This window comes from Streptomyces sp. NPDC007971 (assembly GCF_042958635.1).
In the GTDB taxonomy this organism is placed as follows: domain Bacteria; phylum Actinomycetota; class Actinomycetes; order Streptomycetales; family Streptomycetaceae; genus Streptomyces.
In genome coordinates, this window is the sequence record NZ_JBIBJK010000023.1 from 99,135 (window position 1) to 114,354 (window position 15,220).

The 15,220-nt window shown below is 73.4% G+C and carries 11 protein-coding genes; 6 read left to right on the forward strand and 5 right to left on the reverse strand.

The window, feature by feature from the left end; translation table 11 throughout:
- Positions 1 to 95 precede the first annotated feature (95 nt).
- Entirely contained in the window at positions 96 to 1,463 is a 1,368-nt protein-coding gene (locus tag ACFZCP_RS37110; protein ID WP_391437669.1) for a S41 family peptidase, read from the forward strand.
- 145 nt (positions 1,464 to 1,608) lie between these two features.
- Here ACFZCP_RS37110 and ACFZCP_RS37115 read toward each other — a convergent pair whose 3' ends face one another.
- Positions 1,609 to 3,201 carry an FAD-dependent oxidoreductase gene (locus tag ACFZCP_RS37115; protein ID WP_391437674.1) on the reverse strand — a complete coding sequence of 531 codons (1,593 nt, stop codon included), beginning with the start codon at positions 3,199 to 3,201 and terminating at the stop codon, positions 1,609 to 1,611.
- Entirely contained in the window at positions 3,198 to 3,797 is a 600-nt protein-coding gene (locus ACFZCP_RS37120) for a TetR family transcriptional regulator (RefSeq protein ID WP_391437679.1), read from the reverse strand. The genes ACFZCP_RS37115 and ACFZCP_RS37120 overlap by 4 nt, the downstream gene beginning before the upstream one ends.
- Before the next feature lie 83 nt (positions 3,798 to 3,880).
- Between ACFZCP_RS37120 and ACFZCP_RS37125 the strand changes: the two genes are divergently transcribed.
- The 4 genes from ACFZCP_RS37125 to ACFZCP_RS37140 all read left to right on the forward strand — a co-directional run bounded on the left by ACFZCP_RS37125 (position 3,881) and on the right by ACFZCP_RS37140 (position 9,469).
- On the forward strand, positions 3,881 to 5,473 hold the full coding sequence (locus ACFZCP_RS37125; protein WP_391437686.1) for an FAD-linked oxidase C-terminal domain-containing protein: 1,593 nt from the start codon (positions 3,881 to 3,883) through the stop codon (positions 5,471 to 5,473).
- A 64-nt stretch (positions 5,474 to 5,537) separates the two neighbouring features.
- Entirely contained in the window at positions 5,538 to 6,440 is a 903-nt protein-coding gene (locus ACFZCP_RS37130; RefSeq protein WP_391437691.1) for a YegS/Rv2252/BmrU family lipid kinase, read from the forward strand.
- 228 nt (positions 6,441 to 6,668) lie between these two features.
- Positions 6,669 to 7,898, forward strand: a complete 1,230-nt coding sequence (locus ACFZCP_RS37135; protein WP_391437695.1) for a serine hydrolase — start codon at positions 6,669 to 6,671, stop codon at positions 7,896 to 7,898.
- Positions 7,895 to 9,469 carry an alpha/beta fold hydrolase gene (locus ACFZCP_RS37140; protein WP_391437700.1) on the forward strand — a complete coding sequence of 525 codons (1,575 nt, stop codon included), beginning with the start codon at positions 7,895 to 7,897 and terminating at the stop codon, positions 9,467 to 9,469. The genes ACFZCP_RS37135 and ACFZCP_RS37140 overlap by 4 nt, the downstream gene beginning before the upstream one ends.
- A 58-nt stretch (positions 9,470 to 9,527) precedes the next feature.
- On the opposite strand, the gene ACFZCP_RS37145 is transcribed toward ACFZCP_RS37140, so the two are convergent.
- Positions 9,528 to 10,769, reverse strand: a complete 1,242-nt coding sequence (locus ACFZCP_RS37145) for an LmeA family phospholipid-binding protein (RefSeq protein WP_391437703.1) — start codon at positions 10,767 to 10,769, stop codon at positions 9,528 to 9,530.
- Between the two features lie 224 nt (positions 10,770 to 10,993).
- Here ACFZCP_RS37145 and pepN point away from each other — a divergent pair, with 224 nt between their 5' ends.
- Positions 10,994 to 13,435, forward strand: coding sequence for an aminopeptidase N (pepN, locus tag ACFZCP_RS37150; protein ID WP_391437709.1), 2,442 nt, complete (start codon positions 10,994 to 10,996; stop codon positions 13,433 to 13,435).
- A 405-nt stretch (positions 13,436 to 13,840) separates the two neighbouring features.
- Here pepN and ACFZCP_RS37155 read toward each other — a convergent pair whose 3' ends face one another.
- Complete coding sequence (locus ACFZCP_RS37155) at positions 13,841 to 14,347, reverse strand: GNAT family N-acetyltransferase (protein ID WP_391437715.1); 507 nt, start codon at positions 14,345 to 14,347, stop codon at positions 13,841 to 13,843.
- Positions 14,348 to 14,355: 8 nt separating this feature from the next.
- On the reverse strand, positions 14,356 to 15,066 hold the full coding sequence (locus ACFZCP_RS37160) for a hypothetical protein (protein WP_391437722.1): 711 nt from the start codon (positions 15,064 to 15,066) through the stop codon (positions 14,356 to 14,358).
- Positions 15,067 to 15,220 lie beyond the last annotated feature (154 nt).

Sequence of the window (15,220 nt, forward strand, 5' to 3'; positions counted from 1 at the left end):
CCCCGACCCCCGATGCACCGGCTCACCGGATGGTGGCTGCCGGGCGCCGTCGGTCACGGTGGTGTCCCGCAGGCATGCACCGGAAGGACAGGACCGTGCGCATCGTCACGACCGTCGTCGTCGCCCTCACCCTCACCGCCGCCGCCGTCCCCGCCGCCGGCGCCGCCGAGCCGGACCCGCCGGGCACCGACGGCGTATGGCGGACGGACGGCTACGGCACCGTCCTCACCGTGGGCGGGGGCGTCCTGCAGGAGTACCAGACGACGTCGGTCGGCTGTCTCAAGGGCGACACCTCACCGCAGACGGGTCCCGGAACCTTTCTGACGACGGACGGCACCCTGCTGACCGTACGGACCGGGCACGACCGCGACCACGCCACGCTCGCCGCCGACAGCTCGGTCGGCCACCGCAAGCTGCGCCGGATCGCGGCACTCCCGTCCGCCTGCACCCGTGGGCTGCCGGACGACCCCCGCACCTCCTTCGACGTCTTCTGGCAGACCTTCGAGGAGAACTACCCGTTCTTCGCCGCGAAGGGCATCGACTGGCACGCCGTACGGGACCGGTACCGGCCGCAGGTGCACAAGAACACCACCGGGAAGGAACTCTTCACGATCTTCAGCCGGATGGTGCGGCCGCTGTACGACGCCCATGTCGTGGTCCAGAACGGTGACAGCAGGTTCTACGAGGTCCGGCCCGGCACGGAGGTCCCGACCGAGGAACTGGACGCCAGGGTCAAGAAGTTCATCGTGGCGCGCGACCTGAAGAACGCCTCCCACCGGCAGGACTTCGCGGCCGGCCGGATCACCTACGCCGACCTGCCCGGCAACCGGGGCTATCTGAGGATCTCCGGCTTCGGCGGCTACGCCGGCAAGGACGCCCCCTACAGCGCCGAACAGGCGGAACTGGACCGGGCGCTCGACACGGTCCTGACGACCGAGCGGGTCGAGCGCCTCAAGGGGCTGATCATCGACCTGCGCATCAACGGCGGCGGAGCCGACACCCTGGGCATCCGCATCGCGCGGCGTCTGACCGACACCCCCTACCCCGCCTACGCCAAGCGGGTCCGCGACGATCCGGCCGACCCCGCCCGGCACACCCGCCCGGAGCCCGTTGCGGTCACTCCGGCCGATGCGCCCCGCTACACCGGTCCCGTCGCCGTCCTGACGGGTGGTTCGACGGTGAGCGCGGGGGAGACCTTCACGCAGGCGCTCATGGACCGGCCCGGCCGCACCGTCCGCATCGGCCGGAGCACACAGGGGGTCTTCTCGGACGTGATGGTGCGTCACCTTCCCGACGGCATGGTGTTCGCCCTGCCCAACGAGGAGTTCCTGACCCGTACCGGCCGCACCTTCGACGGCACGGGCATCCCGCCGCACATCGCCGAACCGGTCTTCACGAAGGAGGAGTTCGCCAAGGGCCGCGACTCGGCCTTCGACCGCGCGGTGAACATCCTCGGGAGCTGAGCGCGCCGACCGGCCCGGCACACGGATGCGGCCGAAACGCCCACGAGCCCCCGGTGCCGCTTGCGCGCCACCGGGTGGCCGGCGGGGCCCTCGGCGCCGCTCAAGCGGGAGCCGGTTGTCGTCGGGCGTCCTGCCCGGCGCGGGGTCACGCTTGGCTGTGCGCGGCGGACCGGGCCTGTGCCAGGATCTCCCCGGCGACGGCCAGCGCCTCGGAGCGGTCCTCGGGGACGAGGCCGATGCGGGTGCGGCGGTCCAGCAGGTCCGCCGCGTCGAGGGCGCCCTCGTGCCGGGCGGCCCAGAAGAGTTCGGCCCGGGTGACCGGGTGCCCCGCCAGGACCGGCTCGGCCAGGGCCGGGTCCCGCTCGGCCAGGGCGTGGACGGCCGGCGCCTCGGTGCCGTAGCGGCGGATCAGACGGCGGGGCGCGGACAGCGCGCGCAGCCGTTCGGGCGAGGCGGCACCGACCAGGGGCAGGGAGGCGGTGGGGGAGGGGCGCGCGGGCAGGCCGCGGACCTCGGCGGCGGCGTCGACGGCGTCCTGCGCCATCCGCCGGTAGGTGGTGAGCTTGCCGCCGACGATCGTGGTCACGCCGTCGGGCGAGGTCAGCACCGCGTGCCGGCGCGAGATGTCCGAGGTGCGGGCGGATGCGTCTCCCGGGCCGTCGTGCCCGGTGGTGTCCAGCAGGGGGCGCAGCCCGGCGAAGGCGCCGACGACCTCGTCGCGGCGCACCGGTGTGTCCAGCACCGAGCCGAGCACGTCCAGCAGGAAACCGATGTCGGTCTCGGGCACCTCCGGCACGTCCGGGACCGGGCCGTCGACCGGCTCGTCGGTGAGGCCGACGTAGACCCGGCCGTCGCCCTGGGGCAGGACCAGGACGAAGCGGTTGGTCTCGCCGGGGATCGGGATGTGCAGACCGGCCGGCAGTGCACCCAGCCGCTCCGAGCGCAGCACCAGATGCGTGCCGCGGGAGGGGCGGATGCGGATGCCGCCGACGAGGTCGCCGGCCCACACCCCGGTGGCGTTGATCACGGCGCGGGCGCGGATCTCGCCCTCCTCGCCGGTGAGTTCGTCGCGGATCCGGGCGCCGGACCCGGTCAGCTCCAGCACCCTGGTCCGGGTGAGCACCTGTGCGCCGTGGGCGGCCGCGGTCCGGGCGAGGGCGGTGACCAGCCGGGCGTCGTCGGTCACCTTGCCGTCCCAGGACAGCAGCCCGCCGCGCAGGCCGTCCGCGCGGATCGAGGGCGCCAGGTGCCGGGCCTCCGTCGCCGACAGCCGTCGCGGAGCCGGCAGCACCTGCCGTGGCGTCCGGGCGGCGAGCCGCAGCACGTCTCCTGCCCGGAACCCGGCCCAGGCCAGGGAGGACTGGGCGCGTGAGACCAGCGGGGTCAGCGGGAGTACGAACGGCTGCGCGGCGACCAGATGCGGGGCGGTACGCGTCATCAGCACCCCGCGCTCGACCGCGCTCTCGTGCGCCACGTCGAACTGGGCGGACGCCAGATAGCGCAGACCGCCGTGGATGAGCTTGGAGCTCCAGCGGGAGGTGCCGAAGGCCAGGTCATGGGCGTCGACCGCGACCACGCTCAGCCCGCGGGCGGCCGCGTCCAGGGCGGCTCCGGCCCCCGTGGCACCGAGTCCGACGACCAGCACGTCGGCCACGGTGCCGTCCGTCGCCCGGGCCAGCTCCCGGGTGCGCCGGTCCGCGCTGAGGGACGAGTCTCGTACGGCCTCGGTTCGGCTCATGGCGTCAGGGTCCTCTCCAGAAGGGTGCGCAGTTCGCCCAGCAGGGCGGGGGAGTCGAGGTCGGGATCGTCCTCGTCGGTCATCGTGCGCAGGGACAGGGCGAAGGACTGCACGATCAACAGCAGGCCGCGGGCCTGCCGTTCGGTGTGGGTGGTGCGAACCGATCCGTCGGCGTGGCCCTCGCGCAGCGCGTCGGCCAGCAGTGCCAGCAGGGCCTCCTGGCTCGCCCCGCGCCGGTCCAGGACATAGGGGAGCAGCAGCTCGGGATCGACGTCGACGATCTTGCGGAAGAGAGGGTGCGCGCGGAACGCCTCCACCCCCGCCACCAGCCCCGCCACGATCCGGGCCCGGGTGTCCGTGCCCGTCGTGGACTCCGGGATCGCGCGGGTGGCCACGGCGATCCATTCACGGGTCATCAGGTCGCCGACCAGGGTGCGCAGGTCGGGCCACCGCCGGTACAGGGTCATCCGGGACACGCCGGCGCGGCGTGCCACGTCGGCGAGGGTGGTGCGGCGGACTCCGACCGCCAGAACGCAGTCGCGCACCGCGTCGAGGACGTGATCATTGTCCGAACCGTTGTGACGAATAGGCGTCATGTGTCACAGTGTAACGCCCCGGGGGCCGGGCGGAGACGCCGCCGCGCGAACCGAGCACACCGACCTGTGAGGACGACCCTTCGATGGACATGCTGTGGAACGGCTGGGGCGACCCGGCCAAGGCGGCACCGCTGCCCGACTCGGTGACCGGACTGCTGCGCGACCTGCTCGGCGTCAAGCCGCACACCACGCCGGCCCTGGCCCTTGAGGACATCCGCCTTCCCGAGCCCACGGCCGGCCCCGCCGCCCTGAAGGCGCTCGCCGAGGCCGTCGGCGGCGCGGACCACATCCGCACCGACGCCGAGAGCCGCGTCCGTCACACCCGCGGCAAGTCCACGCCCGACCTGCTGCGCCTGCGCGCCGGAGACGTCTCGGACATCCCCGAGGCCGTGGTCCTGCCCGCCTCGCACGACGAGGTCCTCGCCGTCCTGAAGGTCTGCGCGGCGCACGGCCTGGCCGTCGTGCCCTTCGGCGGCGGCACCTCCGTCGTGGGCGGCCTCGCCCCCGAGCGGCGCGCCTTCGTCGCCCTGGACCTGCGCCGCATGGACGGCCTGCTCGACCTGGACCCGGTCTCCCGCACCGCCGTCTTCCAGCCCGGCCTGCGCGCCCCCGAGGCCGAGGCCCTGCTCGCCGCGGAGGGCTTCACGCTCGGCCACTTCCCGCAGTCCTTCGAATGGGCCACCATCGGAGGCTTCGCCGCCGCCCGCTCCAGCGGACAGGCCTCCGCCGGCTACGGCCGCTTCGACGAGATGGTGCTCGGTCTCACCCTCGCCACCCCCGAGGGGACCATCGAGGCCGGCCGGGCCCCCCGCTCGGCCGCCGGACCCGACCTGCGCCAGCTGATCCTCGGTTCCGAGGGCGCCTTCGGCGTCATCACCTCCGTCACCGTACGGATCCGCCCGCTGCCCGAGGTCCGGGTCTACGAGGGCTGGCGGTTCGCCTCCTTCGAGGAGGGGGCCGCGGCCCTGCGCCGGCTCGCCCAGGACGGACCCCGGCCGACGGTGCTGCGCCTGTCCGACGAGACCGAGACGCTCATCGGCCTCGCCCAGCCGGACGCCATCGGCGACGGGCTCGCCCAGAGCCAGGCCGGATGCATGGCGATCACCGGCTACGAGGGCACGGCCGAGGACACGGCTCAGCGCCGTGAGCAGGCGGCGGCCGTCCTGCGCGAGGCCGGCGGAACCCTGCTCGGCGCCGAACCGGGCGAGCGCTGGGCCCACGGCCGCTACTCCGCTCCCTACCTGCGCGACTCCCTGCTCGATGCGGGAGCCTTTGCCGAGACGCTGGAGACCGCCGCCTTCTGGTCCCGCATCCCCGACCTGTACACGGCCGTGCGAACCGCCCTGACCGACACCCTCACCCAGGCCGGCACCCCGCCCCTGGTGATGTGCCACATCTCGCACGTGTACGAGAACGGCGCCTCGCTGTACTTCACCGTGGTCAGCGCCCAGGGCGAGGAGCCCGTCGCGCACTGGACGCGCGCCAAGCACGCGGCCAACGACGCGGTCATCGCCGCCGGGGGAACCATCAGCCACCACCACGGAGTGGGCACCGACCACCGAGACTGGTATGTCAGGGAGGCCGGGGAACTGGGCGTGGAGGCGCTGCGTGCCGTCAAGCGCCGCCTGGACCCCGAGGGCATCCTCAACCCCGGCGTCCTGCTGCCCACCGACTGATCCACCCACCTCCCCACCCGCCCGGCCGTTCCACTCCTACCGTCACCGCCCCGGAGGCACACCGATGCGACAGTTCACCGCCGTCGTCAACCCGACCGCGGGCGACTCGACCGGGGCGGCGTCGCTGCTCCGGCTGGCCCGTCTGCTCCGCGAAGCCGGAGCCGAGCTGCAGACGGAGTACAGCAACAGCCTCGCCCACGCCCAGGACATCGCCCGGCAGGCGGGGGAGCGCGGCCGGGTGGTCCTGGCGGTCGGCGGGGACGGGATGGCCGGCGGCATCGGCGGCGCGCTCAGCGGCACCGGCACCGTCCTCGGTCTGGTGCCGGCCGGACGCGGCAACGACTTCGCCCGCGCCCTCGACCTGCCCGCCGACCCGGCCGCCCTCGCCGACATCCTGCTGCACGCCGAGCCCCGGCGCGTCGACACCATCGAGGTCGAGTCGGCCGTCCACCCGCGCACCGTCGTCCTCGGCAGTGTCTACGCAGGGGTGGACGCGCTGGCCAACCGGCACGCGAACCACGCCCGTCTGCTGCGCGGCGCCGCCTCCTACTACGCGGGCGGCCTGCGCGCGGTCACCACGTGGCGCGCGGCGGACTACCGCGTCACCGTCGACGGCGAGGAACACGCCCACCGCGGCTACACAGTCGTGGCCGCCAACTCCCCCTACTACGGCTCCGGCCGGCTCATCGCCCCCGGTGCCCGGGTCGACGACGGGCTGCTCGACGTCGTCATGATCCGTGACGCACCGCGCAGACTGTTCTTCGCCCTGATGAACGAGCTGAAGACCGGCGCGCACATCAACCGCCCCGAGGTACAGGTCCTGCGCGGCAAGGAACTGCGCATCGAGGCCTCCCGCCCCGTCCCCTACGGCGCCGACGGCGAGGTGGACGCGACCCTGCCGGTGACGGTCCGGGTACGGCCCGCCGATCTGCCCGTGCTGTACCGCCCGGCCGCCGAAGGGAACTGAGACGCCGGACCGGGCCGCCCGACTCGTCGCGTTCGGCCGGGGCCGGCCCGGCCCGGGCCCGGCCTTTTGCCGGGCCGCGGTACGACACCACGCCGGGGAGCGCGACGCTCGGCCGGGGCCCGGTGCACACGGGGGATCTCCCCTCCTGCGCGCTGGGGCTGCCCCCACCCGCGAATCGGCGGCCAGCAGGAGTGATCCGGTTCCGGCGGGTGCCTAGCGTTGGTGCGCATGGCGACGTTATCGATCACCACCTCCACCCTGCGCAGACGCTTGTGCGTGGCGGCCCTGCTGGCGGCGTTCGTCGCGCCGGTCACACCGGCGGCCGCCACCGGGCCGCCGCCCGACACCCGGCAGCACGCCGGCTGCGCCCCCCACGGCGAGCTGCGCCGGGCGCTGCGCACCCTCACCGAGCGGGACGGCCTCGCCGGAGCGGCGGTCCTGGTTACCGACGCGGCGGGCGGACCCTGCGCCCGCTGGACCGAGGCGGCCGGGACGGCCGACCTGCGCAGCGGTCGCCCGATGAACACCACCGACCGGCTGCGCGCCGGCAGCGTCACGAAGATGTTCACCGCGACCGTGGTGCTCCAGCTCGCCGCCGAGCACCGCCTCTCGCTCGACGCCCCGGTGGACCGCTACCTTCCCGGAGTGGTCCGCAGGAACGGCTACGACGGTCGCCGGATCACCGTACGGCAACTGCTCCAGCACACCAGCGGATTGCCGGACTACCTCGATGCCCCCGAGTGGGAGCACCCCGAGCGCCTGCGGTACCGGCACTTCACACCGCGCGAGCTCGTCGCCCGCGCCCTGGACCTGCCGCGCCCGCGCGGCGCCTGGCACTACGCCACCACCAACTACCTCCTCGCCGGTCTGATCGTCCGCGACGTCACCGGGCGTTCTCCCGAGGAGGAGATCACCCGCCGGCTGATCCGGCCCCTCGGGCTGCGGGACACGTACTGGCCCGGGGACGACACCCGCATCCGCGGACCGCACTCCCGCAGTTACTTCACCGCGGCCGACGGGCACCGCGTCGACGGCACCGACTGGAACACGACCTTCGGCGGGGTCGGCGGCGCCCTGGTCTCCACCCCCGGCGACCTGACCCGGTTCACCACCGCACTGCTCGGCGGCCGACTGCTGCCCGCGGCCCGGCTCGCCGAGATGCGGCGGACCGTGGCGGCCGACCCCGACCGCCTCTGGCCCGGGGCCCGTTACGGACTGGGCCTGATCGCCTCCCCGCTGCGCTGCGGCGGCATGTGGTGGGGCCACGCAGGGACCGTCCCGGGAGGTCACCGGGCGCTGACCGCCACGGGCCCCGGCGGGCGGAGCGTCGCCGTCGCCCTCGACCAGGTACCGGCCACGCTCCAGGCCGAACAGGACTTCCTGAAGGCCGTGGAGACCGCGTTCTGCGAAGGCCGCCCGTCCGGAGAAACCGGAACCCCAGAAAGGACGCACTCTTGAAACGCTCGGCAACCTCTTTACGGCCGGACAGGGCAACCACGGTCCGGTGGGCCGCTCTGGGCCTGGCCGCCACCGCCCTCGCCCTGACGGTGCTGCCCGCCACCGCCGTCCCGGCCCGGGCCGCGGCCGCCGATCCGCTCGCCCGCTACCACCACCAGCACCTCACCTGGAAGAGCTGCCGCCTCGGGTCCGGCGACACGACCGGAAAGGAGCTGGAACAGGCAGGCGCCCGGTGCGCCGACGTGACCGTACCGCTCGACTACGATGATCCGGGCGGACGTACCATCACGGTTGCGGTGTCCCGGATCCGCGCGACGGACACCGCCCACCGCGTGGGCCCGCTGCTGCTGAACGGCGGCGGCCCCGGTGGCCAGACGATCGGCGACCCGCCGTGGGTGCGCAAGGCCATGAAGGACGTCGGCCGACGGTACGACGTGGTGGGCGTGGATCCCCGTTTCGTCGGCCGCAGCACACCGCTGGACTGCCACTGGCCGACCGGCTCGGCGTTCCGCGGCGCCGGCCGCGACCGGGCCGGCTTCGACCGCATCGCGGCCTTCTCCGCGGACCTGGCCCGGCGCTGCCGGATACACGCGGGCGATGTGCTGCCCTTCGCCACCACGCGCAACACCGCGCGCGACATGGACGTCGTCCGCGCCGCGCTCGGCGAGCGGAAGATCTCGTACCTGGGCTACTCGTACGGCAGTTACCTCGGCCAGGTGTACGCGACGATGTTCCCCGCACGCACCGACCGGGTCGTGCTGGACGGTGTGATCGACCCGGCGCAGTACGGCCCCCGGCTGCTGCGCCGTGTCGGCCCGGCCAACCGGCACGCCCTGGAGGGCTGGGCCTCCTGGACCGCCGCCCGCGACACGACGTACGGTCTGGGCCGCACCCGCGGGGCGGTGCTGGCGAGCGTGGACCGCATCCGGGCCGTGGCCGCCCGCACACCCCTGCGGCTCGGCGCCTACCGGGTGGACGAACACATGGCGCCCATCGTCCTGTTCAACGGTCTCTCGCAGGACAACGACAGCGCCTACGGGGACTTCGCGCAGGGGATGCACGACATGCTGCGCGCGGCGGACGGGCAGCGGGTCACCCCGTCCCCGTGGCTCGCCGGCGTGCTGAAGTTCGAGCTCACCGGGGCCGAATCGCCGTACGGCAGTGTGCAGACGGCGATCCTGTGCGCAGACGGCGCCGCTCCCCACGACCCGGAGGTCTACTGGCGTGACGTCCGGCGCGCCCGCGCACAGGACCCGCTGTTCGGCCCCGTCACGGCCAACCTCAACGCCTGTGCCTTCTGGGACCGGCCGCGCGAGCGCCCCACCACTGTCCGCGGTGACCTTCCCGCGCTGCTCGTCAACGCCACGGGAGACCCGCGCACCCTCTACGAGGGTGCCTCCGCGGTACACCGCACGTGGCACTCCTCCCGCCTGGTGACCCTGCGCGGAGCCGACCAGCACGCGGTGTTCGGCGTCTACGGCAGCCGCTGCGTCGATGCCGCGGTCAACGCCTACCTCGGCACCGGCCGTCTGCCGGCCACGGACATCACCTGCAGGGCGCCGGCCCGGTAGCCGTCGCGGCACGGAACGGAGGGGACGGTCCGGGTGCCGCCCGGTCAGGGCGGCACCCTCAGTGTCCCAGAAGCAGCCCCGTCCCCCTGACGTCGGCGTGAATGCCGTCCTTGGCCACCCGTACACCCTGCAGCCGCAGGGCCCCCGCGGGCGGCTTCGGGATCTGGAAGGAGAAGGAGAAGCGGTCGGCGATCTGGGGGCGGGTCAGCTTGGTCAGGGCGGTGAGCAGGGACAGGTCGAGGCCCAGCCGTTCGAGGAGCTTCGGGTGGGCGAGGGCCGCGTCGACGAGATTCAGGCGCGTCAGGTCGTGCAGGAAGCGCGGGGCGCCGGTGAGACGGTGGAGCTTGTCCTCGTCCCGCAGCGCGGCACTCACCACGCCGTCGGGCACGCCCAGGCGGTGCACGATCTCCGGCACGGCCAGGAAGGCCTTGATCTTCTCCTCCTCCCGGGCGAGCCGACGCGCCGAGCCGCGGGTCAGGTGGAGACCCTCCGAGGGCCCGGTGCCCGGGCGGAACGTGGCGAGGTCCCCGATGTCGAGCCGCATGCCGCCCACGGACGTGGCGATGCCCCGCTCCCCGTTGCGGTGGATCCGGGCGTCGGCCCGCAGCCGCAGATCGCGACCCGCGAGGCGGAGGGCGCCACGGGCCTCGACGGTGCCCGGCCCGTGGGCTTTGAAGGACACCTGCGAGGCGCCGAGTTCGCGGTTCATGTCGGCGAAGGACAGCAGCACCTGCCCGTGCATCCGGCGCACGAGCGCGCCGCGTACGGCGGTGAGCCCGTCGCCGTCGATGCGGATCCCGTCCGCCGTGGCGGTGACCTGGGTGAGAGTGACCCGGTGGGCCGGGATGTCCGGGACCGTGACGCGGACCGAGTCCAGGCGCCGTGCGGCCACCTGGGTCAGAAACGGAAAGCCGCCGATCCGTACCTCGGGGGCGGCTGCGAGGTGCAGTTGGTCCTTGAGTCTTTCGGAGGCCTTGTGCTCGGCGAAGAGCAGGGCCCAGCGGTCGGCGAGGGTGATCAGGCAGGCGAGGGTGAGCACCCAGGCGAGAGCCCTGACCACGATGGGCAGGCCGGTGGCGCGGTTGCGACGGCGGCTGCCACGCCGGTGGTTGGGCGGCGACCAGGGCTCCTCGGCGTCGTCCTGCGGACCGGCCGAGCGGTCCTCGGTGAGGAAGTCGTCGAGGGGATTGTCTGCCAGCGACGCCAGTTCGTCGTACGGATTGCGGCTGAGCGGAACCCTTTCGCCGGCAGGCCCGTCGGACGGGGCAGGGTGATGCGTCTTTATGTGGGGGGTACGCATCGGGAGATTTGATCACATAACCATACCTGCTCTGCAAGTCCAGACCGAAGTTCTGTGCGAAACAGGCTACTTGGCGGTCCCAAGCCGGTCCCGGCATCGGGGCGGCACGCAGTCCCGCGGCCACGACAGGGTCAGACCCCCGGCCCGTTCGACACGCAAAAACCCTGCGCGAACCGGCGTCTTCCGCCGTACTCTTGCGCCCGCTGTCCGACGAGGGAGAATGCATGACCATCCGGAGCCTGACCCGTACCGAAGCCGAGCACCGCGCCGCGCTGTTGACCGTGGAGCGGTACGAGGTGGACATCGACCTCACCGGCCTGCCCGCAGGGCCCGAGGTCCGGTGCGTGTCCACCGTGACCTTCACCTGCCACGAACCGGGCTCCGAGACCTTCGTGGACTGCGCGGCACAGGTGCGCAGCGCCACGCTGAACGGCAGACCCCTCGAACCCACCGGGGACGGCCGGATACCCCTTCCCGGCCTCGCCGGGCACAACGTGCTGCGCGTGGAGAGCGTCCAGGCCGACACGACCACGGGCCAGGGCGTGCACAAGGCGACCGACCCCGCGGACGGCGAGGTCTACGTGTGGACCAGCTTCGAACCGGACGAGGCCCGGTACGTCTGGGCGTGCTTCGACCAGCCCGACCTCAAGGCCCCGCACGCCTTCACCGTCACGGCCCCGTCGGCGTGGACGGTGACCAGCAACTCCGGTGACGCGCGCGTCGAGGAGCTGGACTCGGCCCGCCGCTGGACCTTCCCGGACACCCCGCCCCTGTCCGTGTACAACACCGTCGTCAACGCCGGCCCCTTCCACGAGATCCGCCGTGAGGCGGACGGCCACGACCTCGGTCTGTACGCCCGTCGCTCCCTCGCCCCGGTCCTGGAACGCGAGGCCGAGGAGATCTTCACCCTCACCCGCCAGGGCCTCGCCTTCTACGGCGAGGCCTTCGCGATGCCGTTCCCGCAGCGCCGGTACGACCAGGTCTTCATGCCCGAGTTCGGTGGGGCGATGGAGAACTACGGCTGCGTGACCTGGTCGGATTCCTTCCTGCGGCGGTCCACGCCCACGCCCGCCGAGAGCGAGCTGCTCGCCAAGGTGCTGCTGCACGAGATGGCGCACATGTGGTTCGGCAACATCGTCACCATGCGCTGGTGGGACGACCTCTGGCTGAACGAGGCGTTCGCGGAGTTCGCCTGCCACTGGGCCGCCGAGCGCGCCACCCGGTACAGCGACGCATGGGCGGGCCACCTGGCGAGCGACAAACTCAAGGCGTACCTCGCCGACCAGGGCCCCGCCTCGCACCCGATCCATCAGCCCATCCACGACGTCGCCCAGGCCGCGTCGATCTTCGACAACATCACCTATCCCAAGGGTGCGTCCGTTCTCCAGCAGCTGATGACGTATGTGGGCGAAGAACGCTTCAGGGCGGGGATGACCGCGTACTTCGCCCGCCACGCCTGGGGCACCGCCACACTCCAGGACCTGACCGACGCCCTCTCCGAAGCCGGCGGGCGCGATCTGGACGCCTGGCGCACGGCCTGGCTCGCCACGGCGGGCACCGACCGCTTCTCGCTGGAACGCGACGGCGACGACGTCACCCTGGTGGCCGCCGGCACTCCGCGCCCGCAGGTCCTGGCGGTGGGCGCCTACGGCAGGAAGGGCGACGTCCTGGAACGCAGGGCGCTGGTGCGTGTCGAGGTGACGCAGACCCGCACCCCGGTCACCGGCCTCCCGTCCGAGGCGGACACCGACGTGCTGCTGATCAACGACGAGGACCTGACGTTCGCCACGGTCCGCCCCGATCCCGCGAGCAGGGACGCCTTCTTCCGGTCGGCGGCGGAACTGCCCACGGCCATCTCCCGGGGCGTGGCGACCGCGACGGTGTGGGACATGCTGACCACCGGCGAAGCCACCGCCGCGGAGGCCGGCCGGTGCATCACGGGGGTCCTCGTTGCCGAGACGTCCGACGCCGTGATCGAGCCCTGTCTGACCCTTGCCGCCAACATCGCGGAACTCTGGGCGCCGGAAGCCGAACGCGAGGGGATGACGGCTGCGGTGGCGGCAGCCTGCCGGCACCTCGCCGCGGACGCGGGCCGCCGGCAGGTCGCGCTGCGCGGCCTGGCCCGCACCGCGACGGGCCGGGACGACCTGGCCTGGCTGCGCGAACAGGCGGGCGACGACGTGGACCTGCACTGGCGTGCGCTGGTCCGTGCGGCGGAGTTGGGCGGGGACGTCTCGGCGGAGACGGCCCGGCTGCTGGAACGCGACCCGGACCCCGACGCCTGGGTCCGCGGCCTCGCGGTACGGGCCGCCCTGCCGGACCCGGCCGCCAAGGCGGAGGTGTGGCAGAAGCTGGTGGAGGACCGCGAGGTCCCCGTCAGCGCGGTCGGCCAGGTGGCTGCGGCGTTCTGGCGTCCCTCCCAGGAGAGCCTGCTCGCGCCCTACACCCGGCGATACCTGGAGGCCATCCCGCAGCTGCACCGAGGCGGAATGATCCCGGCGATGGTCGCCGCGAACACCCTGTTCCCCCCGTACGCCATCGAGCCCGCGTACATCGAGGAGGCCCGGCAGGCAGCCGAGCAGGCGGCCCCGGTGGTCCGCAAGACCCTCCTGGAACGCTCGGACGTGGTACGGCGCATGCTGCACTCCCGCACCAGGACGACCTGACCGGGGCGGACTCCGAGGGCGCCGTCCGCCTGCCCGCACGGGCCCTGCACCCACGGGCGGCCGGCGGCCCGGGGCGGTGTCGGCCGGCGCCCCAGCCGGGTGTCGGCCGGCCCCGGGTCGGTGTCGGCCGGCCCCGGGTGGGTGTCGGTCGGCGCCGAGGGGCGGTGGCAGCCGGAGACGGTCACGCCGCGGCCGAGGAGGAACCGGCCGACACTTGCACACGGAGGAACCCGCCGGCACCCACATACCAGGGTGCGGCCCCCAAGAACGCGGATCAGCCCCTGGGCCGACCGCATCAGCTCTCTGCGCGGAGGACATCGGCGGCCGGGGCCGAGCGCGTCGGTTGCCGGGCCTGAGCGTCTCAGTGCCCGAGGCCCAGTGCGTCAGTCCTTGAGGCCCAGCAGATCAGCCCCCGACACCCAGCCCGTCAGCCCCGAGACCGAGGGCGTACGTGAGACCCGGTCGGCCGGACAGCTCCGTCTCGCCGGTGACGGTGAACCCGGCACGGCTCAGCACGGCCCGCGAGGCCGCGTTGTCGAGGGTGGTCGCGGCCCGCAGGACGGTGAGTCCGTATCTGCCGAGGGCCAGGCCGCACATCTCCCGCACGGCCCAGGTGGCCAGCCCGCGGCCCGCGGCCCGCTCCGCGATCCGGTAGCCGAGATCGGCGGCGCCGTCCGCGACGTCCACCAGGTTCACCCGCCCCAGCACGTCGCCCCCTGCGCCGACCAGGACGTGGAAGTAGCAGTCCCCGGCCTGCTGTTCGGCGAGCAGGGCGCGGTGCCGCTCGTCGAACCGGGCGAAGTAGTCGTCGCCCCGGTCGGGTATGGATGCGGCGAAGTAGGCCCGGTTCTCCCGCTCGAAGGCGCACAGCGTCGGGGCGTGGTCCGGACGGAGCAGTTGGAGTTCGGGCATGGGCATCCTCAACCAGCCGCCTTCACCATCGCGGAGCGGATCCGGAGCGTGGTCCCGGCGGCGACCTTCAGATCGGCGTTCTGGGAGGCGTTGAGCGTCATCTGTGCCACCCGCGCCCATGTGTTGCCGTCCGCCCAGGCGCAGACCGGGTAGGTGAGATGCTTCCCGTCCGACCAGGTACGCCGCAGCACTTCGCAGTCGACGGTGACGGCCGAGCCGGACGGCGTCACGTCCCTGGGAGGTACGAGCAGGGTCACATGGTCGGCTTCGCCGCGGTTCGCCAGGACTCGGGCGCGCACCTGGGCGGTGTGCTTGAACCGGCCGTACATGCCCGTGACCACCAGTGTGCCGTGGTCGTCGCCGGCCGGGTCGTACACCCCGACGACGCCGTGGGCAGCCTTGGCGTCCCAGCTGCGCGCCCAGTCCTTCTCCAGGGTCCGTCCCAGCGTCCCGGACTCGTCCTGGGCCAGTTCGTAGCGGCCGTCGAGCAGTGTGCGGGGCAGCGTCAGGATGGAGCGGTCCTGGGGAAAGCCGCCGTCCAGCACCCGCTCGATCAGGACGAAGGCCATCAGGGCCGAGACCGAGACGACGAGGATGCCCCCGCCGATGATCCCGAGGACGAGGCCGGCCCTGTTCTTCTTCGGGGGCGGCGGGACGATGGGCGACGTCCCCCAGGGATGGCCCTGAGGGATCTGCGTTGCCGACGGTGGCGTGTACACGTCGGAACGGTACTCCACGTGGCCACCGGTGCCACGCGCGGCCTCCCGCAGCGGGGAGCCCGAGCGTGGCGCCGGTGGCCGAGGAGAGTCCGCTGGGCGGGAGGCTGCGCCGGTTCCCGCCCAGCGGGCCGCGAACGGGCTGCCGCCGCCGGGC

Excerpts from the sequence above, each read along its gene's own strand:
- ACFZCP_RS37120 (WP_391437679.1), bottom strand. The coding sequence starts at position 3,797 with ATGACGCCTATTCGTCACAACGGTTCGGACAATGATCACGTCCTCGAC.
- ACFZCP_RS37135 (WP_391437695.1), top strand. The coding sequence starts at position 6,669 with ATGGCGACGTTATCGATCACCACCTCCACCCTGCGCAGACGCTTGTGC.
- pepN (WP_391437709.1), top strand. The coding sequence starts at position 10,994 with ATGACCATCCGGAGCCTGACCCGTACCGAAGCCGAGCACCGCGCCGCG.
- ACFZCP_RS37155 (WP_391437715.1), bottom strand. The coding sequence starts at position 14,347 with ATGCCCGAACTCCAACTGCTCCGTCCGGACCACGCCCCGACGCTGTGC.
- ACFZCP_RS37115 (WP_391437674.1), bottom strand. The coding sequence starts at position 3,201 with ATGAGCCGAACCGAGGCCGTACGAGACTCGTCCCTCAGCGCGGACCGG.
- ACFZCP_RS37145 (WP_391437703.1), bottom strand. The coding sequence starts at position 10,769 with ATGCGTACCCCCCACATAAAGACGCATCACCCTGCCCCGTCCGACGGG.
- ACFZCP_RS37130 (WP_391437691.1), top strand. The coding sequence starts at position 5,538 with ATGCGACAGTTCACCGCCGTCGTCAACCCGACCGCGGGCGACTCGACC.
- ACFZCP_RS37125 (WP_391437686.1), top strand. The coding sequence starts at position 3,881 with ATGGACATGCTGTGGAACGGCTGGGGCGACCCGGCCAAGGCGGCACCG.